The sequence below is a fragment of the Caballeronia sp. LjRoot34 genome (assembly GCF_964253815.1).
GTDB lineage: Bacteria > Pseudomonadota > Gammaproteobacteria > Burkholderiales > Burkholderiaceae > Caballeronia.
Genome location: NZ_CAXUSB020000002.1, coordinates 1093009 through 1116495 on the forward strand (window position 1 = coordinate 1093009; position 23487 = coordinate 1116495).

Genomic DNA, 23487 nt, shown 5'->3' on the forward strand with positions numbered 1-23487 from the left:
AACCGCGCAATGGAGCAAGGAGCTTTCGTTGCCGGTTGAAGTAAGCGCATCTCGGGTGGGTAGTTAGCTGCCCGGACAATTCCAACTGGAGACATGTATGAGCAAGAGGAAGTTTGGGGCGATCGCGACACGCGCGCTGTGCGCGGGTGCGTTGTGCGCAATCGCATTGTCGGCCCATGCGCAGGAAGTGATGAAGATTGGCGTGATTGCTTCGCTGTCCGGTGGCGGCACTGCCTGGGGCCTCGGGCTCGAGCGGGGCGTACAGATCGCGGCTGACCAGATCAACGAACAGGGCGGTTTGAAGCTCGCGGGCAAGACCTACAAGCTGGAGGTGATCCCCTACGACGACCAGTACAACGCGGCGCAGGCGAAGACGGCCGCTGACCGGCTCGTCAATCGCGACGAAGTGAAGGTTATTTTTGGCCCGGTCGGCTCACCCGGCGCAATGGGCTCGCTGCCGGTCACGCAGCCGGCGAAGGTAATTCAGTTCGTCGACGGTTATGCCCCCGCGATCCTGAAGAACGAGTGGCAGGGCGCGTACGTATTTCGTATCAACAACAGCACCCTCGAATTCTCCGAACCCATAGTTGCGTGGTTGAAGAAGACTTATCCGAATGCGAAAAAGGTCGGCATGATCGCGCCGAACGACGCGACGGGGCAGGCGGGCGTGCCGATCCTGGCAACGGCCTACAAGAACCAGGGGTTCACTGTATGGACCGAGAACTATGAGCGGGGAACGAAGGAGTTCACGCCGCTGGTGCTGCGCATGATGGCGCAGAACGTCGATGTCTTCGATCTCAACGCGAACGCACCGGGCGAAGCCGGGCTCCTCGTCAAGCAGGCGCGCCAGGTTGGCTACAAAGGGCTGATCGTGCAGTCGGGCGGGGCCGGTATTGATGAGCTGATCGCTATTGCGGGACCGCTTGCCAACAACATGCTGAAGTACGACGTCATTGACGAATCCTTGCCACGTGTCCAGCCGTTCGTGGCGCTTTATCACAAGAAGTACTCCGGTGTGATGAACGGACTCGCGCCGGTTTACTACAACGCCGCGAACATCTACTTCGAAGCAATGCGCCGCGCCGATTCCACCGACACCACCAAGATTCGCGACCAGATCGAAAAGCTGGGCGGAAATTATGACGCGCCGATTTTCGGCAAGGTGGTGTGGACTGGCGAGAAGAACTACGGCGTGAATCACCAGCTTCTGCATACGTTCGTGATCAAGGAAGTACAGAACGGCAAAGCAACGGTGAAAGCGGTGATCACGCCCTAACGGCAGCCCGGCAGCCCCGGATTGCCCGTGGTCAATGTCCGCGCTCCACGCGCGGATTCGGCTGCTGCGGTAATCGGTGAAAAGCGATTCAGGAGCATTCATGTTTTCTTTTTCTGTTTTAGCGCAAGTGTTTGTGGACGGCATAGGCCTGAGCGCGATCTATATTCTGATCGCGCTCGGGTTCACCTTGCTGTTCGGCATCATGCGTGTCGTGAATTTTGCGCATGGAGCATTTGCGATGCTGGGGGGCTATGCGCTCTATTACCTTTACGGCAATCTCGGATTGCCCTACCTGGTCGCGGCGCCGCTCGCCGCGCTCGTTGTTGCCACGGGGGCGCTCGTGCTTGAGCGGCTCGTATACCGGTTTTTCTATCAGAAGATGTTCCAGAGCATGATCGGGCTGCTCGGGCTCGACATGGCAATCACGTATCTCGCGGTCATTGCATGGAATGCCGAGGAGCGTTCGGTGCCGCCGAGCACGGACGCGCTGATGCAAGCGGGCACCCTCGTGTTTCCCGCGCAAAAGCTGATCATTGCCGGGATCGCGGCCGTGGCGCTGCTGGCGTTCTATCTGTTCACGCATTACTCCCGGTACGGGCTCGCCATGCGCGCGGCATCGCAGGATGTCGACATTGCCGAGGCGCAAGGCGTCAACAGCAAGTCCATTTATCGGCTCGCGTTCTTCATTGCAATCTTCATGGCGGCGCTCGCCGGCGGCTTCTATGCGCAGACCTATGCGCTCTCGCCGTTCGCCGGTGAGCCACAGTTGATGATCGCCTTCGTGGTCGTGATCCTGGGCGGCATGGGCAGCATTCCAGGGGTGGCGCTGGGCGGCTTGCTGCTCGGCTTCGCCAATAGTTTCCTCGGGACGTTCTACGGCAGCGCGACATCGGTCTTCGTGTCGTTCGGGGCGGTCATCCTGCTGTTGATCGTGCGGCCCTGGGGCCTGTTAGGAGCGAGGGAAGCATGAGCAAACCATCGACTATCGATTCCGGCGCATTGCATCAAGGCGTGAGGCCGCGCAGGCTCGGTGAACAGCCGGTGCGCCGCTGGCTCACGCATCCGGGTGTGCTTGCGATCATTGTGCTGGCGCTGATTGCACTACCGCTGGTATTCACGAACAAGTTCATCCTGTCCGTTGCGGTGACCACCTTCATCACGGCGATCGCCGCAGCGTCCTTGCACCTGATCGTGCGGACGGGTCACGTCTCGCTTGGGCATGCAGCGTTCATGGGCATTGGCGCTTACGTATCGGCGATTGCGACCATGCAGTTGAACCTCGCATTTCCCCTGGCCCTCGCGCTCGGTTTTCTCGCGCCTGCCATGATTGCATTGCTGATTGGCCCGGTCGTGCTGCGTCTGACCGGCAAGTACTTCGTGCTCGTTACATTCCTGCTCGGTGAAATTGTCAGGACCGTGTTCGTCAACTGGTCGAGCGTGACGGGCGGATCGAGCGGCATATCGGGCGTGCCCTCGCCGAGCCCGCTGTTTGCGCAGCCGGTACCGTTCTATTATCTCGCGCTTGCGTTCGTGGTAGTGATCCTGGCGTTCATCGCACGGCTGCTGACTTCAGAGATTGGCCGCACGATCGAATCGATCCGCGAAAGCGAGGCGCTTGCGCGCTGTTCCGGTGTGCCGGTCCTGCGCACGAAAGTGGTCATCTTCATGCTGGGCTGCGGACTGGCCGGCGTGGCCGGTGCGCTGCAAGGGCACTTCGTCCACTACATCGATCCAACGTCGTTCTCGATGGACCAGTCGCTCAATCTCGTGGTCATCAATGTGGTCGGCGGCATGTACACGCTGATCGGGCCGATTGTCGGCACGTTGTTCATCGTCCTGCTGCCTGAGTTTCTGCGTGGTTATGTGGAACTTCAGCATGTGTTCTTCGGCATCGTGCTGATTCTCGTCATGGCGTTTTTCTCGGGGGGCATTGCGGATATCGGCACGTTGTTCAGGCGGCTCTCGCAAGAGCGCGGCGCGAGGAGGGGAACGCAATGACCCATCTGCTCGATATCGACAAGCTCACCCGGCACTTCGGCGGCTTGGCCGCCGTATCCGATCTGACCTTTCACGTCGATGAAAACGAAATCCTCGGCATCATTGGACCCAACGGCGCGGGCAAGACGACGGCCATCAACCTGGTGAGCGGCGTGATCCGGCCGAGCAGCGGCCACGTGCGGGTCGCGGGCGAAGACGTGACCGGGCTACTGCCCCACGTGCTGGCCCGCAAGGGGCTCGTGCGCACCTTCCAGTCGACGACGGTGTACGGCGAGCGCACGGTCCGTGAGAACGCGATGCGTGGTGCGTATCTCGGCATGTATCCGGGCGCTGTTGCGGCGTTCCTGAATACCGCGCGTGCGCGTCGGCTACGGGATGAATCCGTGCGTCGCGTGAATGAGCTGCTGGAATGGCTCAATCTCGCCGATGTCGCCCATCTCAAGGCGGGCAGTCTTCCGTACGGACATCAGAAGACGCTCGGCATGGTCATCTCGCTGGCGGCGCAACCGCGCATCATCATGCTCGATGAGCCCGTCGCCGGCTTGAGCGCCGAGGAAGCCGATCACGTGCGCGACACCATTCTGAAAATTCGCGAGCGCGGCATCACGGTCGTTGTCATTGATCACAACATGCGTTTCATGAAGGGACTCTGCGACCGCGTCATGGTGATGAACGAGGGACACGAATTGACAACGGGCTTGCCGCTCGAGGTGCTTGCGAATCCGCTGGTCATCGAAGCGTATCTTGGGAGGGGTCATGCCGCAGCTCATAGTATCTGATTTGAACGTGCGCTATGGCCGTGTGATCGGCACGCAGGACGTGTCGTTTTCCGTGGACGAGGGCGAGATCTTCGCGCTTGTCGGCAGCAACGGCGCGGGCAAGAGCAGCGCGATCAAGGCCATCCTTGGAATGGCGCATTACAGCAGCGGCAAGATCACGTTCGAAGGCGAGGACCTGGCGGGACTGAAGACCAGTGAGATTGTCCGCCGTGGCATTGCGCTGTCGCCGGAGGGGCGGCGCGTCTTCCCGCAATTGACGGTGGAGGAGAACTTGCGCATGGGCGCATTCACGCGTGCACGCGATGAGTCCCAGGTGCGCATGCAACAGATATACCGCTATTTTCCGCGCTTGAAGGAACGCGTGAAGCAGCACGCCAGCAACCTGAGTGGTGGCGAGCAGCAGATGCTCGCTATCGGCCGGGCGCTCATGTCGCGGCCAAAACTGTTCTTGCTCGACGAGCCGTCGCTTGGGCTTGCGCCGATCATTGTCGAGCGCATCGGCGACGTACTCGACGAGATCCGCCGCGAAGAGAAGCTCACGGTGATTCTCGCCGAGCAGAACGCGCACTGGGCGATGCACCTTGCGTCGAGAGCGACGATCTTCGAGCTGGGCCGCTCGGTGAATACCGGGCAGACCGAGGCGTTGCTCCAAGATCCTGCCGTGCGTAACGCTTATCTCGGCGTGTGACGCGGTACCCGGTGCATCACGGCATCACACTTCAAGCCCCGCTCTTTTGCATACGATGCGACAGGCCGCAACGGTCTCCAAGGAAACGATGAAGAAGATACTGAATCAACCGGACGATTACGTCGACGAGACGCTCGACGGAATGTGCGCGGCGCATCCCGATGTGTACCGGCGCACGGGTGAAAGCGGTCGCGTCATCATGCGCGCCGAGCCTGGTTTTGACGGCAAGGTCGGCGTGGTATCCGGCGGCGGCTCGGGACATCTGCCCTTGTTCACCGGCTACGTGAGCCCGGGCCTGCTCGATGCATGCGCGGTCGGCAACGTCTTCGCGGGGCCGGCGATTGGCGATTGTATCGACGCAATGCGCGCAGCCGATCACGGCGCGGGCGTGCTGCGTCTGTATGGAAACTACGGCGGCGACCGGATGAACTTCGACATGGCGGGTGAGCTGACCGAGCTTGACGGCATGCGGAGTGCGACCGTGCTGGTTGCCGACGACGTCGCCAGCGCGAGCCATGAAGAGCGCGCGAAGCGGCGCGGCGTGGCGGGTGTCGTCTATGCGTACAAGATCGCGGGCGCGAAAGCGGAAGAGCGGGGCGCATCGCTGGAGGACGTCACGCGCGTGGCCCGTAAAGCCGTCGATGCCTGCGCTTCGATCGGCGTGGCGCTCACGCCTTGCATCGTCCCTGAAGCCGGCGTACCGAGCTTCACGATCGGCGACAACGAGATCGAGATGGGCATGGGCATTCACGGTGAGCCGGGCATCTGGCGGGGTGAACTGAAGACGGCCGATACGCTTGCTGCCGAGATGCTCGAGCGCGTGTTGAGCGACCTTGGCATTGGCGCAGGCGAGCGCGTTTCGGTGATGGTCAACTCGCTGGGCGCAACGCCTTATGAGGAACTTTATATTCTTTATCGCGCGGTCGCCCGGGAGCTTGCGGCCAACGGCGTGAGCATTGTTGCGCCGCTGGTTGGCCGCTATGCGACATCGATGGAAATGACCGGCGCGTCGCTCACGCTGCAACGGCTCGACGGCGAACTTGAGGCACTGCTGCGAGCGCAGGCGAACTGTCCATTCTGGAGATCGTGAGCATGCCGATAACCGTAGGTGCAACCGATCATGCGCTGCGTCGTTGGGCCGATGCAATGGACAGCGCCGCGCCGGAACTGAACCGGCTTGACGGCCAGCTCGGCGACGGCGATCTGGGCGTGACGCTCGTCAAGTCTGCGGCGGCTGTGCGCACGGCGCTCGATGCGGGGCCGTATGCCGACCTTGGGCAGCTCTTCAAGGCTTGCGCGATGGGGTGTGCGCGCGCATCAGGTTCAAGCTTCGGGACGCTGTTGACCTTGACGTTCATGACGCTCGCGAAGCGGCTCGAGGGTTGTGCGACGCTTGAGTGGAATGCATTGCCGGCTGAGCTACAGGCGTCGCTTGATGCAATGTCGCAGCGTGGTGGTGCGAAGCTCGGCGACAAGACTGTGCTCGACACGCTGGCAGCGGCGAGGGACGCGATTGAGGGGTTATCGGATCCGAAGGCGCAGCATGCAGCGGCGAGTGCGGCGGTGGATGCTGCCATTGAGAATTTCCGGACGCGGCCAAACCGAATTGGGCGGGCGCGGATGTTCGCACAAAAATCCATCGGTCTGGATGATCCGGGCATGATCGCGTTTCGGTATATGGTGGCGAGTTTTTCGGAGGGGTAGGAGGGCGGGGTTTCGTTCGCACTGGGGATTGGGCGGGGGTAGGGGCTATGTTCGGGGGTTTGGTTATTGGGGGGTAGCGGTTGGGGGCGGTGCTGGGGTGGTCGGTTCTGGGGTTAGTGGTCGGGGTCTATGCCGGGTTGCTGCTTTCAGCGTTAGCGGTCTGCGAGAGTCGGATTTTCTCTTTATCACTGTTAGCCACTGTGCGTGGCGGCACGTCATTTCTTTGTCCAAAGCGACAAAGAAACGAAGCAAAGAAAACGCTTTCAAACCACGCTACCCTAAGTGTCCACAGCGTGCAGTTTTCATTCATAGGTGCCCCAAAAGCACGGTGCTCGCCAGAGCCACGGATGTGTGAAACCCTCCTTCTCCGAACACCGATACCCACACGCTTCGCCACCAGTGATTGAACCTGCCCAAGGGGCACCCCGCGCTATCCGCGGATAACCGCCCTTCGAATTTGTACGCGTCTCGAACCTCGTAGCCAACCCACCAAGTAACAAAGCCCCAACAATGCGTAAGGCCGTAAGCGACGAAAATAACGGTGTAAGCCGCGTAGCCAACTCACCAAAGACTGAGGCAGTAAATACGCGTCGCGTCGAGCTGCTACGGATCAAGCTGTGACCCCACAAAATAACCACGCCGACCAAGCAGTCAATCCATCAAGAAACGAAGCATGCAGAACGCGTGAGGCCGTACCGGTTCCTGGGCAATTCGTGCTTGCCCGAGAGCGTACGGGGCGAAGCGTGTTCGTGTCAGGATTCGCGAGAAGGAGGGGTTCACACATCCGGCGCTCTGGCGAGCACCGTGCTTTTGGGGCACCTATGAATGAAAACTGCACGCTGTGGACACTTAGGGTAGCGTGGTTTAAAAGCGTTTTCTTTGCTTCGTTTCTTTGTCGCTTTGGACAAAGAAATGACGTGCCGCCACGCACAGTGGCTAATAGTGATAAAGAGAAAATCCGAGTCAGGCAGACCACCACGGCCGAAAGCACCAACCCGGCATTGACCCCGACCACTAACCCCAGAACCGACCACCCCGGCACTGCCCCCGACTAACCCCGGAACCGCCTCCGTCTCTCCAACGACCAAACCCCACCCGCACCAGAAACCCCCAAGTGCGAACGAAACCCAAATCAAGGTCGCTGCGCGCCACTCTGCCCCACATACACCGCCATCAACGACGAAGCCGTCGTCACGAACAGCCGATTTCGCTTCGGACCGCCGAAGGTCAGGTTAGTCGCGACCTCAGGCAAATGGATCTTGCCGATCAACTCGCCATCGGCTGCATAGCAATGCACACCATCGCCGGCTGTCGTCCAGATATTACCTTCAGTATCAACACGAAAACCGTCCGCCACACCCGGCGAGATAGTCGCAAACACACGTTGATCGCCAAGCCGGTGCCCATCGATCACGTCATACGCGACAATATGATGCGGTCCCGACGGATCGTGAGAAACCCCTGAATCCGCGATATACAAAATGGTCTCATCGGGCGAAAAGGCAAGCCCGTTCGGCTTCACCAGCGCGCCCGTTGCAATCGACATTTCTCCGTTGCGCGGATCAAGCCGATACACATTGTTCGCCCCGATCTCACTTTTCGCCTTATGACCGGTGTAGTCACTAAGGATGCCGTAGTCCGGATCGCTGAACCAGATCGTGTCATCGGACTTCACGACAATATCGTTCGGTGAATTGAGCCGCTTGCCTTCGAATCGATCGGCAAGCACGGTGATCGTTCCGTCGACTTCAGTACGGGTCACACGGCGCCCGCCACTCTCGCAGGTAATCAGTCGTCCTTGACGATCTCGGGTATTACCATTGGCATGATTGCACGGGCTGCGATAAACCGTCGCCGGCGCACCTTCCACCCAACGCATGATGCGATCGCTTGGAATATCGCTCCATAGCAGGTAGTCGCCGTCGGCGAAATAAACAGGACCTTCCGGCCAGCGCATGCCTGTATGCAGCACTTCAATGCGTGCGTTCGCAACCAGGCTCGTGCGAAAACGCGCGTAGTTGATGATTTCGAATTCCGGGCTCACAACGTGTCTCCATAAAAAATGAATGCGGGCGATGGGTTGCGCCGGAACGCCCGCGGGCTTGCAATCATTCGGTTGCGGTTTTTGAATTCCACGTGGCGACGGGAATCGTCGGCATGTTGAAAATCTCGCTGGTGCGCACGTAGTGATGGCCATGCATGCGCCCGACAAGCTGTAGCCTCGGGGTATCGATCAAACATCGCCCGGCGTCCAGCACAGCGTGATCGCTGATGTGCATGGCGAGCACTTCGCCAATGATCAGCGAGCGGCGTGTGCCGAGCGGAACGATCTGCATCAGCTCGCATTCGAATGAGACGCTGCTTTGCGCAATCCGCGGCGTGCGAATCAGCGTAGAAGGCGCCGGCGTCAGACCCGCCGCGACGAATTCATCGACCTCCGGCCCGAATTCGATCGCGGTGATGTTCATGCGCTCGACCGTATCGTCGCTCACGAGATTGACGACGAACTCGTTTTGCAAGCGCACGTTTTCGCCAGTGTCTTTGCGATCGATATCGGAACGATGGTTGATGGCGAAGCCGAGCGTCGCCGGATCTTCGGCGAAGACATTGAAGAACGAGAACGGCGCGGCATTGGGCTGGCCGTTTGCATCCATGGTCGACACCCAGGCAATAGGGCGAGGCGTGACCGTCGACGACAACAGCTTGTAACGCTCATGCGGGGTATGTTTCGCGAAATCGAAGTACATGACGATCCTGTTGATAATTGAATAGCCGACAGCGGCGCACCGCGCCACGGCCCTTGCATCAAGACGCGTGGCAAGCTCATGGCGGCGACATGTATCCGCATGTAGCGCTTCAGATCACGCCTTCTTCGCGCAATCCTTCAATCTGCGATTTCGAGAACCCCAGCCACTGTTCGAGGATGTGCTCGTTGTCTTCGCCATAACACGGCGCACCACGGTCGATCACGCCGCCGCTGTAGGCGGGCGTCGCGCTCATCTTCACGGGGAATTCCGCGACCGGCCAGCGGCCGATGCGCGTGCCGGTGACTTCAGTCAGCCATTCGAGCGACGCCAGTTGCGGGTCGCTGTCGCACCGGTCGCCTGCCGTCTGGCACACGCCTGCCGGCACGCCGGCGCGCTGCAACCGTTCCATGCCGACGTAGGCGTCCTGTGTCGATGACCACGCGTTGACAAGCGCATCAAGCGGGTCCTGGTTCGCGAGCCGCAACTCGAGTGTCGCGAAGCGCGGATCCGACTTCAGGGCGGACAACGCCGTGACGTCGGCGAAAGCGCGCCATTGGGTATCGTCGAAACACGCGATGCTCAGCCACCGGTCGTCGCCCGCGCATCGATACGCGCCGTGCGGCGCAGCGGGCTTGTAGGGCGAGCGGTTGCCATAACGCGACCAGACGCGGCCGTTCGCGGACCAGTCGAGCACGGCCGTTGCCGTCTGGAAAATGCCGGACTCGCATTGCGATGAATCGATCCACTGTCCTTCGCCCGTCTGCTCGCGGTGATAAAGCGCGCCGAGCGCGGCGAGCGCGAACCCATATGCGCCGATCCAGTCGAGATATGAATATCCCCAGCCGGCTGGCGGCGCCGGATCGGGCAGGCCGGACATTTCCGTGCTGCCGACAAACGACGCCGCCACCGGCCCAACCGTGCGGAATCGTCCGTACTTGCCGATTGCGCCCATGCCGGCCTGCTGCACATAGATGATGTCCGGACGGATCGACTTGAGTACGTCGTAGCCAAGGCCGAGCCGCTGCAACACGCCCGGCGAAAATCCTTCGGCGACAATATCCGACATCCGGATAAGGTCCTTGGCGATCGCAAGTCCTTTAGGATGCCGAATGTTAAGCGACATCCCGCGTTTGCCCGCGTTCTTGTTGTTGAACTGGCCACCCATGTCGGAGTCGGTGACGGCTTGCATCGGTCCGGTCGCGTTCATGCGCGCCTCGCGGCCGCCGACGGGCGCCATTGCGCCAAGCCGCGTATCGGGATTCTCTTTCCACTCGACCTTGATGCTTTCCGCGCCCAACGAATTCAGGAACCGCGTACCACCCGCCGATGCCAGGAACCACGAAAAGTCGAAGATCCGAACTGCTTGCAGCGGGAACGGTTTGCCGCGCGCGGAGAGCGCCGGCGCACGGGCTTGGGCGGGAACGCGGGCTGTGTTTGTCGTGGCTTGCACGGGACGTGCAGGACTTCGTGCAAGACTTTTATCGCCGTTGTGCTCGCCGAGCAGGGGCGCGCGGATACCCGGTTGCCACGCAGTGGCGGTGCCCATCCATTTACTGGTCGGGTATTGAAAGGTGCGGCCCAGCTCGGGATGCTCGACGTCCGAAAACGTGGAACGCATGAGCCAATGTTCGTCCTGCGCGTTCTCGTGCGGCTTGCGCACCGGCGCCCACAGCAACCCGGCGTCCTGCGCTTCGCGCCAGGGCAGATGCGCGTAGTCGTACGACGCGACAAAGCGCTGGATCACCTCCAGCATGTGCTCGGTTTCCTTGTCGAGCCGTGCCGAACCGGGAGTGTCGCGCGCGGAAAGATCGCTATCGAGGGTTGGTGGGCGCAGGTCTTCCGCCCGGTCGTAGTGCTGGAGGAACGGCACGAGCCGGGCCTTGTCGCGCGCCGATACACCCCACGTCATGTTCCATCGGTTATCGGCCGTGCGGCTGATGTTGAGCATGCTGTTCGTTGCTTCCGCCGCATGACGCGCGGTCTGGCGCATCAGCGGCGCGCGGCGCATCACCCACGACATCAGGTCCAGTTCCGTATTGATCGCCACGGCCTGATGGATAGCGCATGAGAGATCCTGTCCTTCACCCGTTTGCTTGCGATGCAGCAGCGCTGCAACGATCGCCACCGCGGTCTGATCGCCGGCGATGTGATACGCGTGCCACACCTGCGGCGCAATGGGCGGCCTGGCATAGCTGCCGTCCGGTTCCGGATCGTATCCGCAATTCATCATGACGCCGCCAAGCGCGAGATGGATCAGGTCGGACGCCTGGTAATCCTTCCATGGGCCGCTGTCGCCGAACGGGGTAATGCGCGCGACGATGAGACCCGGAAATCGTTCTGTCAGCGGCTGATCGAGTCGCAACTCGCGCGCAAGGCGGCCGCAACTGCTGTCGAGCAGAATGTCAGCGTTCCCAAGGAGGTTTAGAAACTGTTCACGTCCATCCGCGGCTGCGGTATCGATGACAACCGACTTCTTGCCGCGGTTATAGGCCCAGTAAAACAACGAGCGTTCGGGACCGGGCTCGTCTTCGAAGAACGGCCCGATCTTGCGCGTCGGGCTGCCTTCTGGCGGTTCGATCTTGATGACTTCGGCACCCAGGCCGGCTAACACGAGTCCGCAGTATTCGCCCAGTTCGTCGGCGACTTCGATCACGCGCAACCCGGCCAACATGCCGGGCAGGGTCTTTTGATCGGGCATCAGCGAGCTCGGGGCAGCGGAGGTGCTGGAAGTGGGATGCGACATGATTTCCTTATATTGAAAGGACCAGACCAGCGGAGACTCGCCGCGCCTCGCCAAGCGCCGGTTGCCCGACGCTTGCTGCAAGAGCGGGATACACCACCCCACGGGGAGAGCGGTGTTGCCATACCCCGAAATGGCAGCGCAGTTGCGACCTAGCGCGAGTTCTGGATGTAGACGACGTGGGTCTGGGTGTACTCGTAGAGCCCGTGCTTGCCGTCCGCACCGCCAATTCCAGAACGGCGCACACCGGCGTGAAAGCCCTGCATCGCCTCGAAGTTTTCGCGATTGACGTAGGTTTCGCCGAAGCGGAGTTCGTTGCAGGCGCGCATCGTGTTGCCGAGATTGCGCGTATAGATCGATGACGTTAATCCGTAATCCGAATCATTCGCCATATCGATCGCCTGATCGAGCGTGTCGAAGACCGTCACCGGCGCGACCGGACCGAATATCTCGCGGCGCATGATCTCCATGTCCTGGCGACAGTCCAGCAGTACCGTAGGTTCGAAATACTGGCCCCCTTCGCGTTCCACCCGATTGCCGCCAGTCGCGAGCCGGGCGCCGTCTGCTAGCGCGCGCTCGACCAGTCCATGCACCTTTTCCGCGGCGGCGACATTGATAAGCGGTCCCATGTTGACATCGGCTGAGCCAAGCGGGTCGCCGAAGGTAGTCGCGCGCATGGCGCGCACGAGTTTCTCGCTGAACGCATCCGCCACCTTACGATGCACGTAAATGCGCTCCGCGCAATTGCAGACCTGGCCACTGTTGATGATGCGTGAATCCTTGATGGCGTTGACGGCCAGATCCAGATCGGCGTCATCCATCACGATCGCCGGCGCCTTGCCGCCGAGTTCCAGATTGACCTTGGTGATGTTCTTCGCCGCAGCGGCCATGATGCGCGAGCCGGTTTCCACGCTGCCGGTGAAGCTGATCATGCCAATGTCGCGATGACCGGCCAGCGCGCTGCCAGCTTGCGCGCCGTTGCCATAGACAAGATTGAAGACGCCTTTGGGCAGGTCGGTTTGCGCAAGCAGTTCGGTGAATAACGCAGCGTTGTTCGGTGTCTCCTCGCTCGGCTTGATCACGATGGTGTTGCCGGTGACAAGCGCCGGCGCCATCTTGCGGGCAATCAGGAAGAACGGGAAATTCCACGGCAGGATCCCGCCGATCACGCCAATAGGCTGGCGGAACAGGAAGATGTTTTCGTCGGCGCGGTCGCTGGTAATGACTTCGCCTTCCAGGCGGCGCGCCCATTCCGCCATGTAGTCGAGGTAGTCAGCCGTGAACGTGGCCTCGGTGCGGGCGAGTGAAAGAATCTTCCCTTGCTCCTGCGAAATCACGCGGGCAATTGCCTCGGCATTGTCACGGATCTTGCCGGCGATACGCCGCAAATGCCCGGCTCGTTCGATTGCCGGAAGGCGTGCCCAACCGCTCTGGGCGCGCTTCGCGGCTTCTATCGCCTGGTCGACGACCGCTGCGGGCGAGTTCGGTATTTCCGAGATGACGGCGCCGGTGGCGGGGTTGAGGACCGCGATACGTTCGCTGTTGTCCGGGTCGATGAAACGGCCATCAATGTAGTTACGGTGCATGTGTCTCTCCATGTCGTGTGAGCTGGCCGGCCGCGCCTGGCTGGCATCCGGCGGGTCAGTAGGGGGCAGTTTTAGAGAATTTATATTGAATATAGATTATATAATGCATTGTATTCGTCCAGGTCGTCAACGCTGAACAGGCTATCTGGCACCTCGCCAATCCACCTCTTGTGCGCAGGTAAAATATAAATTATATTCTTTTCATTGAAAACAAATAGCAACGAGGAGGGAGGATGGAAAGGCCGTTCGACAACGTACGGATTCTCGACATGACGTACGACCTGGGACGCTATGTCGGGCGTTTGTTTGCAGACCTCGGAGCGTCAGTGACGCGTTTGGAGCCGCCCGGCGGATTGCCTGACCGGCGCTCGGTCAGCAGCAGCGACCCGGCCACGCGCGAGCCGGCGGTCTACGAGTTCGAGTTCCTGAATGCCGGGAAAGAGAGCCGCACGCTCGACCTGCAATCGGCGGACGGACGCGCGGCGTTCGCCGCGCTGGCGAAGTCCGCGCAAGTGATCCTGCTGGAACGCGGCGGCCCGCTATATGACGAGCTTGACTGGATCAGGTCGCTCTCGCCGTCTGTTGTCGTGACATCGGTGTCGCCTTTCGGGCGCACCGGCCCGTGGGCGGATGCTGCGGCGACCGATCTGACGCTGCAAGCGGCGGGCGGCATTGCGTGGCTGTCAGGACGGCTCGACGACGCGCCGCTGCGGCTGCCTGGTTCCCAGGCGACCATGATCAGCGGCGTCTATGCTGCTGTGGCCACGTCGCTCGCGCTGTATGACGCGAATGCGACGGGGCGCGGCCATGTCGTCGATGTTTCCGCGCAGGAATGTATTGCGCACTCGCTGCAGAATTCCATCCAGATGTGGGACTTCGAGAAGAAGGTATCGATGCGTGGCGGAGAGGGTACCCGCGACGCGAGTGAAGACATGTTCGCCTGCAAGGACGGCCTGATCTTTCTCGCCGCGCCCCGATCGCTGGGCGTGTCGTGGAATGCGTTGGTCGCCTGGATTTGCGAGACCGGACATCCGGCCGGCGAGGCATTGTCCGAAGCGCGCTGGGGTGATCGTGTGTGGCGCCTGACCAAGGAAGCAAAACACATCTTGCGGGAGACGCTTGAGTCGTTCACGCGGCAGTACACCAAGCAGGAACTGACGCAGGAGGCGCTCAAACGCAAGATCGTGCTGGGGCCGGTCAGCACCGTTCTCGACGTGCTGGAAGACCCGCAGTTGCGGCACAGGCAATTTTTCGAGTCGGTTGCGTTGAGCCATTTGAACGCCGCTGAGTTGAACGCCACTGCGCTGGACGCCACCTCGAACGCGACCGCGCGCTTTCCCGGCGCCCCCTACCGGCTGTCCGAACCGGTATGGTCGGTCAGTCCGGCGGCGCTTCTCGACCAGCCCTCCGCTCGATCCTAGGAACCTTTCATGCGACCCAATTTTCTCAAGGGCATCCGTTTCACAGACCTGACATGGGCCGGCGCCGGTCCTTTCGGCACCAAGGTATTTTCGGATTTCGGCGCCGAGGTGCTGAAGATCGAAAGCATGACGCGGCCCGACTCGGTGCGCACTGCCGGGCCTTTCAAGGACGGCGTGGTCGGCACTAACCGCAGCGGTTACTTCGCGTCGCGCAATACAGGCAAGCACAGCGTCTCGCTGAATCTCAAGACGGAGGAGGCGCGGCAAATCGTGCGCGATCTGGTTGCCCACTCCGACGTCGTCTGCAATAACTTCGGACCGGGCGCGATGGATCGCCTTGGCTTTGGCTACGAAGCGCTGTGCGAGATCAAGCCCGACATCATCTATCTATCCATGCCGATGTACGGCCAGGACGGCCCGCGTGCGGACCTGCTCGGCGTTGGCATGACGATCAGCGCGGTGACGAGCATCATGTGGCAGACCGCGTATGGCCCAGGTGACCCGGTCGGCCCCGGCACGCATTATCCCGACCATGCAGCGAACCCGTACCACGCGGCGTTTGCCGTGCTGGCTGCGCTCGCGCATCGGCGCAAGACGGGGCGCGGCATGAAGATCGATTTATCTCAGGTCGAATCCACCACGAACTTTGTCGGACCCTCGATTGTCGAGGCGGGCGCGACCGGGATCGAGCCGCCGCAGATCGGCAATCGCAGCCGCAATGACGCGCCTCACAACATCTTCCGGGCGCGTGGTGACGACGCATGGATCGCGATCGCGGTCACGGACGATACCCAATGGCGCGCGCTCACGGACGCGATCGGCCGCCCGGATCTCGCCGCCGATGCAACCCTGTCCCACGCCGCCGGCCGGCTTGCAGCGCTGGCACGCGTGGAAGATGCGGTTGCGGGTTGGGCGCGGGAACGCGACGTGGACGACATCATCGCTGCGTTGCGTCCTCACGGTATCGCGGTGGCGCGCGTGTCATCGTCGCGCGAACTGATCGAAAACGATCCACAGTTGGCGTATCGGCACTATTGGCAGCATGTCGATCACCCCGAAGTCGGTCCGGTGCTGCTGAGTTCATTGCCGTTCACCATCGACGGGGAGCGCGTTCAGCTTGAGCGGCCGCCGCTCTTTGGCGAGCACACGAACGCAGTGCTGGGCGGCTTGCTTGGCCTGTCCAGCGAGCGCATCGACGCGCTGAATGAACAGGGAGCGTTGTCATGAGCGAGAAGGAATTCAAACGGCCCAGCTCGAGTTTGCGCCGGGCGGCGGCCGTCGTCGGCGTGGGTCATACCGATTGGACCGGCGACTGGAAGCGGGTTCGCGCCGGCGAAAAGCCTACCGACAGCTACGGCTACGGCGCGCTCGCATTGCGCGAGGCGTTGGCGGACGTGGGGCTGACGCGCGCCGATATCGACGGCTTGATTGTCGGTCCGACCACGGCCTACGAGCGCATGTCAGAAGTGCTCGGCATCAACCCGCGCTGGGGCGACCAGGCCGACGCGGTTCTTTCTGTGGCGCAGGCCGTCACGGCGATCGAAGCCGGGCTTGCCGAGACCATTGCGCTGGTTTATGGAAACGATCAGCGCTCCGCTGAAATCCAGTACGGCGGACCGCAGGCGATGGGCGGCGACGCGTTCTTGTCCTACGTGTATCACTCACCGTGGGGCCTGACATCGCAAGGCGCGCTCTACGCGCTTACGTTTCGCGCGTACTGCCATGAGCGCGGCTTCGATCCGCTTGACCTGGGACAAGTTGCCGTTGCGCAGCGTGCATGGTCGTCGATGAACCCGAACGCGGTCATGCGCAAGCGCATTACGCTTGACGACTACGCGCAAGCGAAATACATCTGCGAACCGTTGCGGCTTTACGATTACTGCATGATCAACGACGGTGGAGTGGCGTTGATCGTCACCACCGCCGAGCGGGCGAAAAAGTTGCGCAAGCCGCCGGTGTATATCGAAGCGCTGGGGCGGCGCGACCTGAATCGGGGGGCAACGAGCCTCGAGCCCAGGCTGACCGATTTTTATCTGTCCGCACAGCAGGATTGCGCGCGTCAGGCGTATGACATGGCCGGCTTCGGACCGCGCGACATGGACTTGTTCCAGGTGTACGACAGCTTTTCGGTCCACGTCCCGCTCGCGCTCGAAGGCTACGGCTATTGCGATGTCGGCGACGCGGGGCGTTTCCTGCGCGAAGACGGCATTGGCCCGGGCGGAAAATTGCCAACCAATACGAGCGGCGGCCATCTGTCCGAAACCTACATGCAGGGATGGGCGCATCAGATTGAATGCGTGCGCCAGTTGCGCGGCGAAGGCGGCGAGCGGCAGGTGCCCGACTGCCGGCACGCGCATTACACCTCAGACGTTGCCGGCAAAGCGGTGTCGATCATTTATAGCCGATAGGGAAAACGCGATGAGCCAGGCAACCTCTGAAGCGGCGCGTACGCCGCAGCCCGTGATGGGCCTCTACGACCGGCCGATGTGGGAAAGCATTCGTGAACGGGCGATGAAACTGCAGTGCTGCGCCGAGTGTGGAGGGTTTCAATATCCGCCTGCGCCGGTGTGCGTGCACTGCTTGTCGTCGAAGCTTGAATGGCGCGTTTTGTCCGGGCGCGCAAGCATCATCTCGTGGGTGATCTTTCACAAAAGCTATCTTGGCGCGTATCCGGCGCCTTATAACGTTATCGCGGTCAGGCTGGAGGAAGGGCCCGTGATGATTTCCAATCTGGAACCACCGCTGCCTGAGGGAGACTGGATCGGCAAGCCCGTGCGTTTGACGTACGTGACGATGGCGGATGAACTCGTTCTTCCGCGGTTTACGATCGACGCAAGCGAACCGGTATCGACTTGATGTCCGGCGATTGCTTAGCAGAATATTGTCGATATTCACGCATGAAGCAATCACGCGAAGCGGTCCGGAAAGCCCGAAAAAAGCGTGCGCCGCGTGCGTAATCGCTATTTCGGGCTTCAGCAATTGTGTGTCCGGGAGGGGCCTGGACTGCTCGGGTAAAATCCCGCATTGCTTCCGGCAATAGGATAATTTATTTTATATGTATAAAATATGCGGCCGGTTCAGTGTTTGCGGAGCGAGGCGCGTTGCCGCTTTCCTGTTGGCGGACAGCGCGCGTTGCCGCTTTTTCTCATGACCCCCGCCGAGTATGCCGGTGCGACCGCATAGGCGCGCTCGATGCGAACTACAGCAGGCACCCTCGCCGGGGTCGCCCCTGATAACAAACGGTCATCATCGATGGGTGCGGCCTCGTACAATGCCGGGAATCGGGCACTGGCCCGGTCGACATGATTTACCGCCCCCGTCACGGCGCTCTGGCGCCCAGGTCTTATTGACCCTTGCGGGACGTGCACTGGAAACCCTTGGAATGCATATGACTTTTTGGACGAAACTCGATCAGGTTGCCGAACGATTGCGCGAACGTATCATCTCGGGCGAATACAAGCGCGGTGACAAGCTGAAGCAGGCTGATATTGCCGCCGAACTCGGCGTCTCGATCACGCCGGTGCGCGAAGCGCTGAAGGTGCTCGAGATGGAAGGGTTTGTGGTGAGCGTCCCTCATAAAGGGCTTTCGGTTCCCGAGATCGAGCCGGAACGTGCTCGCGAGATTTTCGAGTTGCGTGTCATGCTCGAGCGCAGCCTGACGGAAAAGGCGCTTGCGCGGATCACCAAGGAGGAGATCGCGGAGATTCGGACGCTGCATCGAGAACTGACGGCGCTCGTGAAGGCGCGTGAGGTATACCCGGTGCGCGCGGCCAACGTGCGTTTCCATTTTCGACTTTACGAAATTGCGGATTGTCCGCAAACCCTGCAGTTCGTGCGTGTGTTGTGGGCGAAATATCCGTTCAATTTCCACGACGACCAGGCGGTACGCTTCAAGCAACTCTTGCAGGAGCACGGCGAAATCATTCGCGCGCTCGAGTCGGGTGATAAGAAAGTGGCGCTTGCCGCGATGATCAATCATATTGAAAGCGGTTGGAACCGTGTCTCCGACAACGTGATGTCCACAAAACACCCGTAACGCCAAAACGGTACGTTATAAAAGAACCCGGCAACGACGGTTAGTCTGCCGGCAAGCCCGTGCTCATTTTTATAACTCATGCGTTGCGACTCATTCGTTGCAACGTCGCTGCGCGTGGGCAATCCACGCGCAATCTCTCAGGTTCCCCGCACTGATCCGGTCTTACGCACCCCGACACTCATCCCCTTTCCGGTTGCATGAAGCCCGCCGCAAGCGCGCTGCGTCGCGGATGCTTTTGATCCTTGACTCGTAGTGTATAGCCGATAAAAAGCGTCCGGAACTTGGTCGGACCAATTTGTCCGGGTCCCACGCGTTACTCATGATGGCGGGCAGCAGCGCATGCATCGCGCAGCGCTTCTCAAGCAGATATATCCCCGCATTGGAGAACACGATGGACACGCTTTCGCAGATTATCCGGCTGCATGAAGACGACAATGTTGCGATTGCCCGCAATACCCTGCCGGCCGGCACCGTGCTGGACGAAACGGACGAACTGGACGGACTCGTCGTGCGGGCCGAGGTTCCGGCGGCGCACAAGATCGCGTTGCGCGACGTCGAGGCGGGTGCACTCGTGCGCCGCTACGGACAGACGATCGGACGCGCGTCATGCCGCATCGAACGGGGAGACCATGTCCATACCCATAATGTATCGATGGGCGATTTCGAGCGTGATTATGCCTTCGGCGAAGACATGAAACCCGTCGACCAGACACGCGAGACGCTCACGTTCCAGGGCATTCGCCGCGCGGATGGCCGCGTGGCGACGCGCAACTATATCGGCGTGGTCAGCACGGTCAATTGCTCGGCTACCGTCAGCAAGATGGTCGCGCAACATTTCTCCGCGCCGGGCCGGCTCGACGCTTATCCGAACGTGGATGGCGTCGTCCCTGTCACGCATAGCTTCGGCTGCTGTATCGATCACAACGGCGAAGGCATCCAGCAATTGCGGCGCACGATCGGCGGATTTGTCAAACACGCCAACTTCGCGGGCGTGCTTGTCATCGGCCTGGGTTGCGAGGCCAATCAGATGGGCGCGATCTTCATGACCGGCGGCATTGCGCCCGGTCCCACGATGGTGCCGCTCGTCATGCAGGAACTGGGCGGTACGCAAAAGACCGTCGATGCCGCGATCAAGGCGATAGAAACAATGCTGCCTCTGGCGAACCAGGTGGTGCGTGAACCCTTGTCGATCTCGCACCTGAACATCGCCTTGCAATGCGGCGGTTCGGATGGCTACTCGGGAATCACGGCCAATCCGGCGCTCGGCGCGGCAGTCGACTTGCTGGTCCAGCACGGCGGCACTGCGATTCTTTCGGAGACGCCGGAGATCTATGGCGCGGAGCATTTGCTGACGCGCCGCGCGGTCTCGCGTGAAGTGGGGGAGAAGATCGTCGAGCGCATTCGCTGGTGGGAATCCTATGCGGAGCGCGAGAAGGGCAGCATCGACAACAATCCGACTCCGGGCAACAAGGCCGGCGGCCTGACAACGATCCTCGAGAAGTCGCTGGGCGCGGTCGCTAAAAGCGGCTCAACGCCGCTGATGGGCGTCTACCGTTATGCGGAGCCAATCGATACTCATGGCCTCGTGTTCATGGACGCGCCAGGATACGATCCGATGGGCGCGACCGGACAGATTGCGAGCGGCGCCAACCTCGTTGTATTTACCACAGGCCGTGGTTCATGCTTCGGCGCCAAACCCGCGCCATCGATCAAGCTTGCGACCAATACGCTCATGTACAACCGCATGCGCGACGACATGGACATCAATTGCGGTGACATCATGGATGGCTCGGTCAGCGTGCGCGAGAAGGGCGAGGAAATCTTTCGCTCGATCATCGAAATCGCTTCAGGTGCGCAGAGCAAGAGCGAGGCGCTGGGCGTCGGCAACGAGGAATTCGTTCCCTGGATGATCGGCGCGCAGATGTAGGCGTGACGATGAAGAGCGTGTCCGGGTCTTTTGCCAAGACCCGGGGCCGCGGCTCAGGGCAAACCCTGAAACGGCGCGGTTTTTGGTTGTCGCTTAATAAAATATAAATTATATTATAACTCCAATATAAACCGGCCGGCAGTGAGGCGCATGCGCGCTTCGCAGATTCGAAGATCCGCATGCCGCGTCGCAACGGAGATAAAAGTGACCTGGAAATCCCGCTACTGGGTGTTCTTGATGTTGTTCGCGCTCGCGACCATCAACTACCTGGACCGAGTCGCTCTATCTATTTCCGCAGGCAGCATATCCGTCGATCTGGCCATCACGAAGGTCCAGCTCGGTTACCTGTTTTCATCGTTTCTGTGGGGCTATACACTCTTTCTCATTCCGGTCGGCTTGATGGTGGACCGCTTCGGCTCGCGATCGGTCGCGGCCGTCAGCATGGCGGTGTGGTCGGCGGCTACCGTGCTGACGGGCGCGGCAATGTCGGTGGGCGCGGTGATTGCGGCGCGTATCGTCATGGGTGTGGGCGAGTCCAGTTGTTATCCCGCGGCAGGACGGATCATCCGGGAATGGGTGCCGAACAGCGAGCGGGCAACCGCCATGACCATCTTCAATTCGGGTGCGTACTTCGGTCCTGCGTTGGGCGCCGTCGGGTTGTCGTGGCTCGCGTCGGTAGCGGGCTGGCGCTGGTCCTTCGTGATTTGCGGCCTTGTCGGCTTTGTCTGGCTCGCGTTCTGGCTCGTGTTTTTCCGGACGCCAGAGAAGGCTAAATGGTTGCCGGAAGCGGAGCGCCGCATTATCGAACGTGATCGGGAAACCGGCCGGCAGGTGCGTGGCAATACAGCGCCGCCGGTCGGACTGGCCGGCCTGATACGCAGCAAAACCATGATCGGCCTGATGATCACGCAAGGCTGCAACTCTTACACGCAGTACTTGTTCCTCACGTGGCTGCCCAACTACCTGCAAACCGAACGCGGAATGACGATGCTCGCGAGCGGCACCGTCATGGCGCTGCCCTATCTTGGCGCGATCGTCGTATCGATCGCGCTTGGCGTGCTGAGCGACCGGATGCTGACCGAGCAAGCGGTGGAAGCAGGACGCCGCCGTACGCTGATCGGCGTGGTGATGATCGGCGGTGCTTCCATCCTGTTCGTGCCCTGGATATCGAGCGTGTGGGTCATCGTCGGGCTGATCACGCTTGCGCTCGGTGGCGTTGCAACCGGTAACGCCCTCAATATCGCGTTGCTGGGAGACCTGCTGCCGTCGAAGTCGGATGTCGGGCGCGGCACGGCAATGCTGCTGATCGGCGGTAACGTGCTGGGCTTTCTTGCGCCTATCGTGACGGGCTATGTCGTGCAGGCGACCGGACATTTCGCCGCTGCGTTCGTGGCGGCCGGTGTGCTGCTCGTGATTGGCGCGTTGTCGTCGTGGTTCCTCACACGTTCGCCTATTGGTCCAGCAAGAATCGCTGTCACGGCCGCGAACGCACCGCGGCCCGCCGGGAGTTGAGATGAACGAACCTGAAGCCGTTTCTAACGCGCCAGTCGAGCCCGTGGCGCCTCCGCACGTTCGTATCCGGCCCGAGTGGCTTGCGCTGCGCTCCGAGCCCGCGCTGGAGCCGGCGCTGCCGATCATCGACGCGCATCATCATCTTTGGGAACTGCCTGACAAGGTGTATCGGGTGGCTGACCTGCTCGACGACATGAGCGGCGGCCATGATATCCGCGCGACGGTGTTCATCGAGTGCAAGACCCATTACGACACGAACGCGCCCGCCGGATTCGAGGCCTTGGGCGAGGTGCTTTTCGCTTGCGATGAAGCGCGTAAGGCACAGGCCGCGGGCGCCCGTGCAAAAGTGGCTGCCGCAGTCGTCGCCAATGCGGACCTGTTGCTTGGCGACAAGGCACGTCCGGTCCTCGAACGGATGCTCGACGTTTCCGATGCCCGCGTGCGTGGCATTCGCAATATTGCCGTGTGGCACGCCGATCCGAGCGTGCGCGCATCCGCGGCTACACCGCCGCAAGGGCTGTTGACGGATCGGCGTTTCAGAGAAGGTTTCAGGCATCTCGCTCCGCTCGGCCTGAGTTTCGATGCATGGTTGGTCCATACGCAGATCGACGAGTTGTGCGCGCTCGCTGCGGCATTTCCGGACACGCACATCGTGCTGAATCATGCTGGCGGCCCGCTCGCGCTGGGTCCTTATCGCGGGCATCGCGACGAAGTCTTCGATGCATGGCGCACCGGCGTCACGGCGCTCTCGCGTTATCACAATGTCAGCATGAAGCTTGGCGGTTTCGGCATGCCGCTCTTCGGTTTCGATTTTCAGGAGCAGCCATTACCGCCCAATTCGCAGACGCTCGCGAACGCGATCCGGCCTTACGTGGAAACGTGCATTGATGCTTTCGGTGCGACGCGCTGCATGTTCGAGAGCAACTTTCCGGTCGACAAAGGCTGCTTCAGTTACAGCATCCTATGGAATGCTTACAAACGTATCACCGCAGGTATCCCGGACGGCGAAAGGGCAGCGCTCTTCCACGATACCGCGGCCGGGTTTTATCGGATCGGGGCCACGTGAAGTGGAT

At 61.0% G+C, this 23487-nt stretch carries 19 protein-coding genes; 15 read left to right on the forward strand and 4 right to left on the reverse strand.

Features of this window, described 5'->3' with window-relative positions; all coding sequences use genetic code 11:
• Positions 1 to 97: 97 nt before the first annotated feature.
• The 7 genes from ACSQ36_RS24515 (at position 98) to ACSQ36_RS24545 (ending at position 6445) form a co-directional block, all read left to right on the forward strand.
• The gene (locus tag ACSQ36_RS24515) at positions 98 to 1276 is read left to right on the forward strand and encodes an ABC transporter substrate-binding protein (RefSeq protein WP_436183923.1); all 1179 of its coding nucleotides are present in this window, start codon (positions 98 to 100) and stop codon (positions 1274 to 1276) included.
• 100 nt (positions 1277 to 1376) lie between these two features.
• On the forward strand, positions 1377 to 2246 hold the full coding sequence (locus ACSQ36_RS24520) for a branched-chain amino acid ABC transporter permease (protein WP_436183924.1): 870 nt from the start codon (positions 1377 to 1379) through the stop codon (positions 2244 to 2246).
• Entirely contained in the window at positions 2243 to 3274 is a 1032-nt protein-coding gene (locus ACSQ36_RS24525) for a branched-chain amino acid ABC transporter permease (RefSeq protein WP_436183925.1), read from the forward strand. Before ACSQ36_RS24520 ends, ACSQ36_RS24525 begins: the two co-directional genes overlap by 4 nt.
• Complete coding sequence (locus ACSQ36_RS24530; protein ID WP_436183926.1) at positions 3271 to 4053, forward strand: ABC transporter ATP-binding protein; 783 nt, start codon at positions 3271 to 3273, stop codon at positions 4051 to 4053. The genes ACSQ36_RS24525 and ACSQ36_RS24530 overlap by 4 nt, the downstream gene beginning before the upstream one ends.
• Positions 4031 to 4741 carry an ABC transporter ATP-binding protein gene (locus ACSQ36_RS24535; RefSeq protein WP_436183927.1) on the forward strand — a complete coding sequence of 237 codons (711 nt, stop codon included), beginning with the start codon at positions 4031 to 4033 and terminating at the stop codon, positions 4739 to 4741. Before ACSQ36_RS24530 ends, ACSQ36_RS24535 begins: the two co-directional genes overlap by 23 nt.
• 88 nt (positions 4742 to 4829) lie before the next feature.
• Complete coding sequence (locus ACSQ36_RS24540; RefSeq protein WP_436183928.1) at positions 4830 to 5831, forward strand: dihydroxyacetone kinase subunit DhaK; 1002 nt, start codon at positions 4830 to 4832, stop codon at positions 5829 to 5831.
• Positions 5832 to 5833: 2 nt separating this feature from the next.
• Positions 5834 to 6445 (forward strand): dihydroxyacetone kinase subunit L, encoded by a 612-nt coding sequence (locus tag ACSQ36_RS24545; RefSeq protein ID WP_436183929.1) that lies wholly within the window; start codon positions 5834 to 5836, stop codon positions 6443 to 6445.
• A gap of 1132 nt (positions 6446 to 7577) precedes the next feature.
• On the opposite strand, the gene ACSQ36_RS24550 is transcribed toward ACSQ36_RS24545, so the two are convergent.
• From ACSQ36_RS24550 to aldA, 4 genes are all read right to left on the reverse strand, one after another.
• Complete coding sequence (locus ACSQ36_RS24550) at positions 7578 to 8489, reverse strand: SMP-30/gluconolactonase/LRE family protein (protein WP_436183930.1); 912 nt, start codon at positions 8487 to 8489, stop codon at positions 7578 to 7580.
• Between the two features lie 64 nt (positions 8490 to 8553).
• Positions 8554 to 9192, reverse strand: coding sequence for a flavin reductase family protein (locus tag ACSQ36_RS24555; RefSeq protein WP_436183931.1), 639 nt, complete (start codon positions 9190 to 9192; stop codon positions 8554 to 8556).
• A 109-nt stretch (positions 9193 to 9301) separates the two neighbouring features.
• Positions 9302 to 11935 (reverse strand): CoA transferase, encoded by a 2634-nt coding sequence (locus ACSQ36_RS24560; RefSeq protein ID WP_436183932.1) that lies wholly within the window; start codon positions 11933 to 11935, stop codon positions 9302 to 9304.
• Between the two features lie 149 nt (positions 11936 to 12084).
• Complete coding sequence (aldA, locus tag ACSQ36_RS24565) at positions 12085 to 13518, reverse strand: aldehyde dehydrogenase (RefSeq protein WP_436183933.1); 1434 nt, start codon at positions 13516 to 13518, stop codon at positions 12085 to 12087.
• A gap of 233 nt (positions 13519 to 13751) precedes the next feature.
• On the opposite strand from aldA, the gene ACSQ36_RS24570 reads away from it, so the two are divergent.
• From ACSQ36_RS24570 to ACSQ36_RS24605, 8 genes are all read left to right on the forward strand, one after another.
• Positions 13752 to 14939 (forward strand): CoA transferase, encoded by a 1188-nt coding sequence (locus tag ACSQ36_RS24570; protein ID WP_436183934.1) that lies wholly within the window; start codon positions 13752 to 13754, stop codon positions 14937 to 14939.
• A 9-nt stretch (positions 14940 to 14948) separates the two neighbouring features.
• Entirely contained in the window at positions 14949 to 16166 is a 1218-nt protein-coding gene (locus tag ACSQ36_RS24575) for a CaiB/BaiF CoA transferase family protein (RefSeq protein WP_436183935.1), read from the forward strand.
• Positions 16163 to 17347, forward strand: a complete 1185-nt coding sequence (locus tag ACSQ36_RS24580) for a thiolase family protein (RefSeq protein ID WP_436183936.1) — start codon at positions 16163 to 16165, stop codon at positions 17345 to 17347. Before ACSQ36_RS24575 ends, ACSQ36_RS24580 begins: the two co-directional genes overlap by 4 nt.
• Positions 17348 to 17357: 10 nt before the next feature.
• Positions 17358 to 17795, forward strand: coding sequence for a Zn-ribbon domain-containing OB-fold protein (locus ACSQ36_RS24585; RefSeq protein ID WP_218627370.1), 438 nt, complete (start codon positions 17358 to 17360; stop codon positions 17793 to 17795).
• A 526-nt stretch (positions 17796 to 18321) separates the two neighbouring features.
• Positions 18322 to 18975 (forward strand): GntR family transcriptional regulator, encoded by a 654-nt coding sequence (locus ACSQ36_RS24590; RefSeq protein WP_255631558.1) that lies wholly within the window; start codon positions 18322 to 18324, stop codon positions 18973 to 18975.
• A gap of 391 nt (positions 18976 to 19366) precedes the next feature.
• Entirely contained in the window at positions 19367 to 20902 is a 1536-nt protein-coding gene (locus ACSQ36_RS24595; RefSeq protein WP_436183937.1) for a UxaA family hydrolase, read from the forward strand.
• Positions 20903 to 21106: 204 nt separating this feature from the next.
• On the forward strand, positions 21107 to 22414 hold the full coding sequence (locus ACSQ36_RS24600) for an MFS transporter (protein ID WP_346730575.1): 1308 nt from the start codon (positions 21107 to 21109) through the stop codon (positions 22412 to 22414).
• A gap of 1 nt (position 22415) precedes the next feature.
• Positions 22416 to 23480, forward strand: a complete 1065-nt coding sequence (locus ACSQ36_RS24605) for an amidohydrolase family protein (RefSeq protein WP_436183938.1) — start codon at positions 22416 to 22418, stop codon at positions 23478 to 23480.
• The last annotated feature ends 7 nt before the right edge of the window (positions 23481 to 23487 follow it).

Excerpts from the sequence above, each read along its gene's own strand:
- ACSQ36_RS24515 (WP_436183923.1), top strand. The coding sequence starts at position 98 with ATGAGCAAGAGGAAGTTTGGGGCGATCGCGACACGCGCGCTGTGCGCG.
- ACSQ36_RS24520 (WP_436183924.1), top strand. The coding sequence starts at position 1,377 with ATGTTTTCTTTTTCTGTTTTAGCGCAAGTGTTTGTGGACGGCATAGGC.
- ACSQ36_RS24525 (WP_436183925.1), top strand. The coding sequence starts at position 2,243 with ATGAGCAAACCATCGACTATCGATTCCGGCGCATTGCATCAAGGCGTG.
- ACSQ36_RS24530 (WP_436183926.1), top strand. The coding sequence starts at position 3,271 with ATGACCCATCTGCTCGATATCGACAAGCTCACCCGGCACTTCGGCGGC.
- ACSQ36_RS24535 (WP_436183927.1), top strand. The coding sequence starts at position 4,031 with ATGCCGCAGCTCATAGTATCTGATTTGAACGTGCGCTATGGCCGTGTG.
- ACSQ36_RS24540 (WP_436183928.1), top strand. The coding sequence starts at position 4,830 with ATGAAGAAGATACTGAATCAACCGGACGATTACGTCGACGAGACGCTC.
- ACSQ36_RS24545 (WP_436183929.1), top strand. The coding sequence starts at position 5,834 with ATGCCGATAACCGTAGGTGCAACCGATCATGCGCTGCGTCGTTGGGCC.
- ACSQ36_RS24555 (WP_436183931.1), bottom strand. The coding sequence starts at position 9,192 with ATGTACTTCGATTTCGCGAAACATACCCCGCATGAGCGTTACAAGCTG.
- ACSQ36_RS24560 (WP_436183932.1), bottom strand. The coding sequence starts at position 11,935 with ATGTCGCATCCCACTTCCAGCACCTCCGCTGCCCCGAGCTCGCTGATG.
- aldA (WP_436183933.1), bottom strand. The coding sequence starts at position 13,518 with ATGCACCGTAACTACATTGATGGCCGTTTCATCGACCCGGACAACAGC.
- ACSQ36_RS24570 (WP_436183934.1), top strand. The coding sequence starts at position 13,752 with ATGGAAAGGCCGTTCGACAACGTACGGATTCTCGACATGACGTACGAC.
- ACSQ36_RS24575 (WP_436183935.1), top strand. The coding sequence starts at position 14,949 with ATGCGACCCAATTTTCTCAAGGGCATCCGTTTCACAGACCTGACATGG.
- ACSQ36_RS24580 (WP_436183936.1), top strand. The coding sequence starts at position 16,163 with ATGAGCGAGAAGGAATTCAAACGGCCCAGCTCGAGTTTGCGCCGGGCG.
- ACSQ36_RS24585 (WP_218627370.1), top strand. The coding sequence starts at position 17,358 with ATGAGCCAGGCAACCTCTGAAGCGGCGCGTACGCCGCAGCCCGTGATG.
- ACSQ36_RS24590 (WP_255631558.1), top strand. The coding sequence starts at position 18,322 with ATGCATATGACTTTTTGGACGAAACTCGATCAGGTTGCCGAACGATTG.
- ACSQ36_RS24595 (WP_436183937.1), top strand. The coding sequence starts at position 19,367 with ATGGACACGCTTTCGCAGATTATCCGGCTGCATGAAGACGACAATGTT.
- ACSQ36_RS24605 (WP_436183938.1), top strand. The coding sequence starts at position 22,416 with ATGAACGAACCTGAAGCCGTTTCTAACGCGCCAGTCGAGCCCGTGGCG.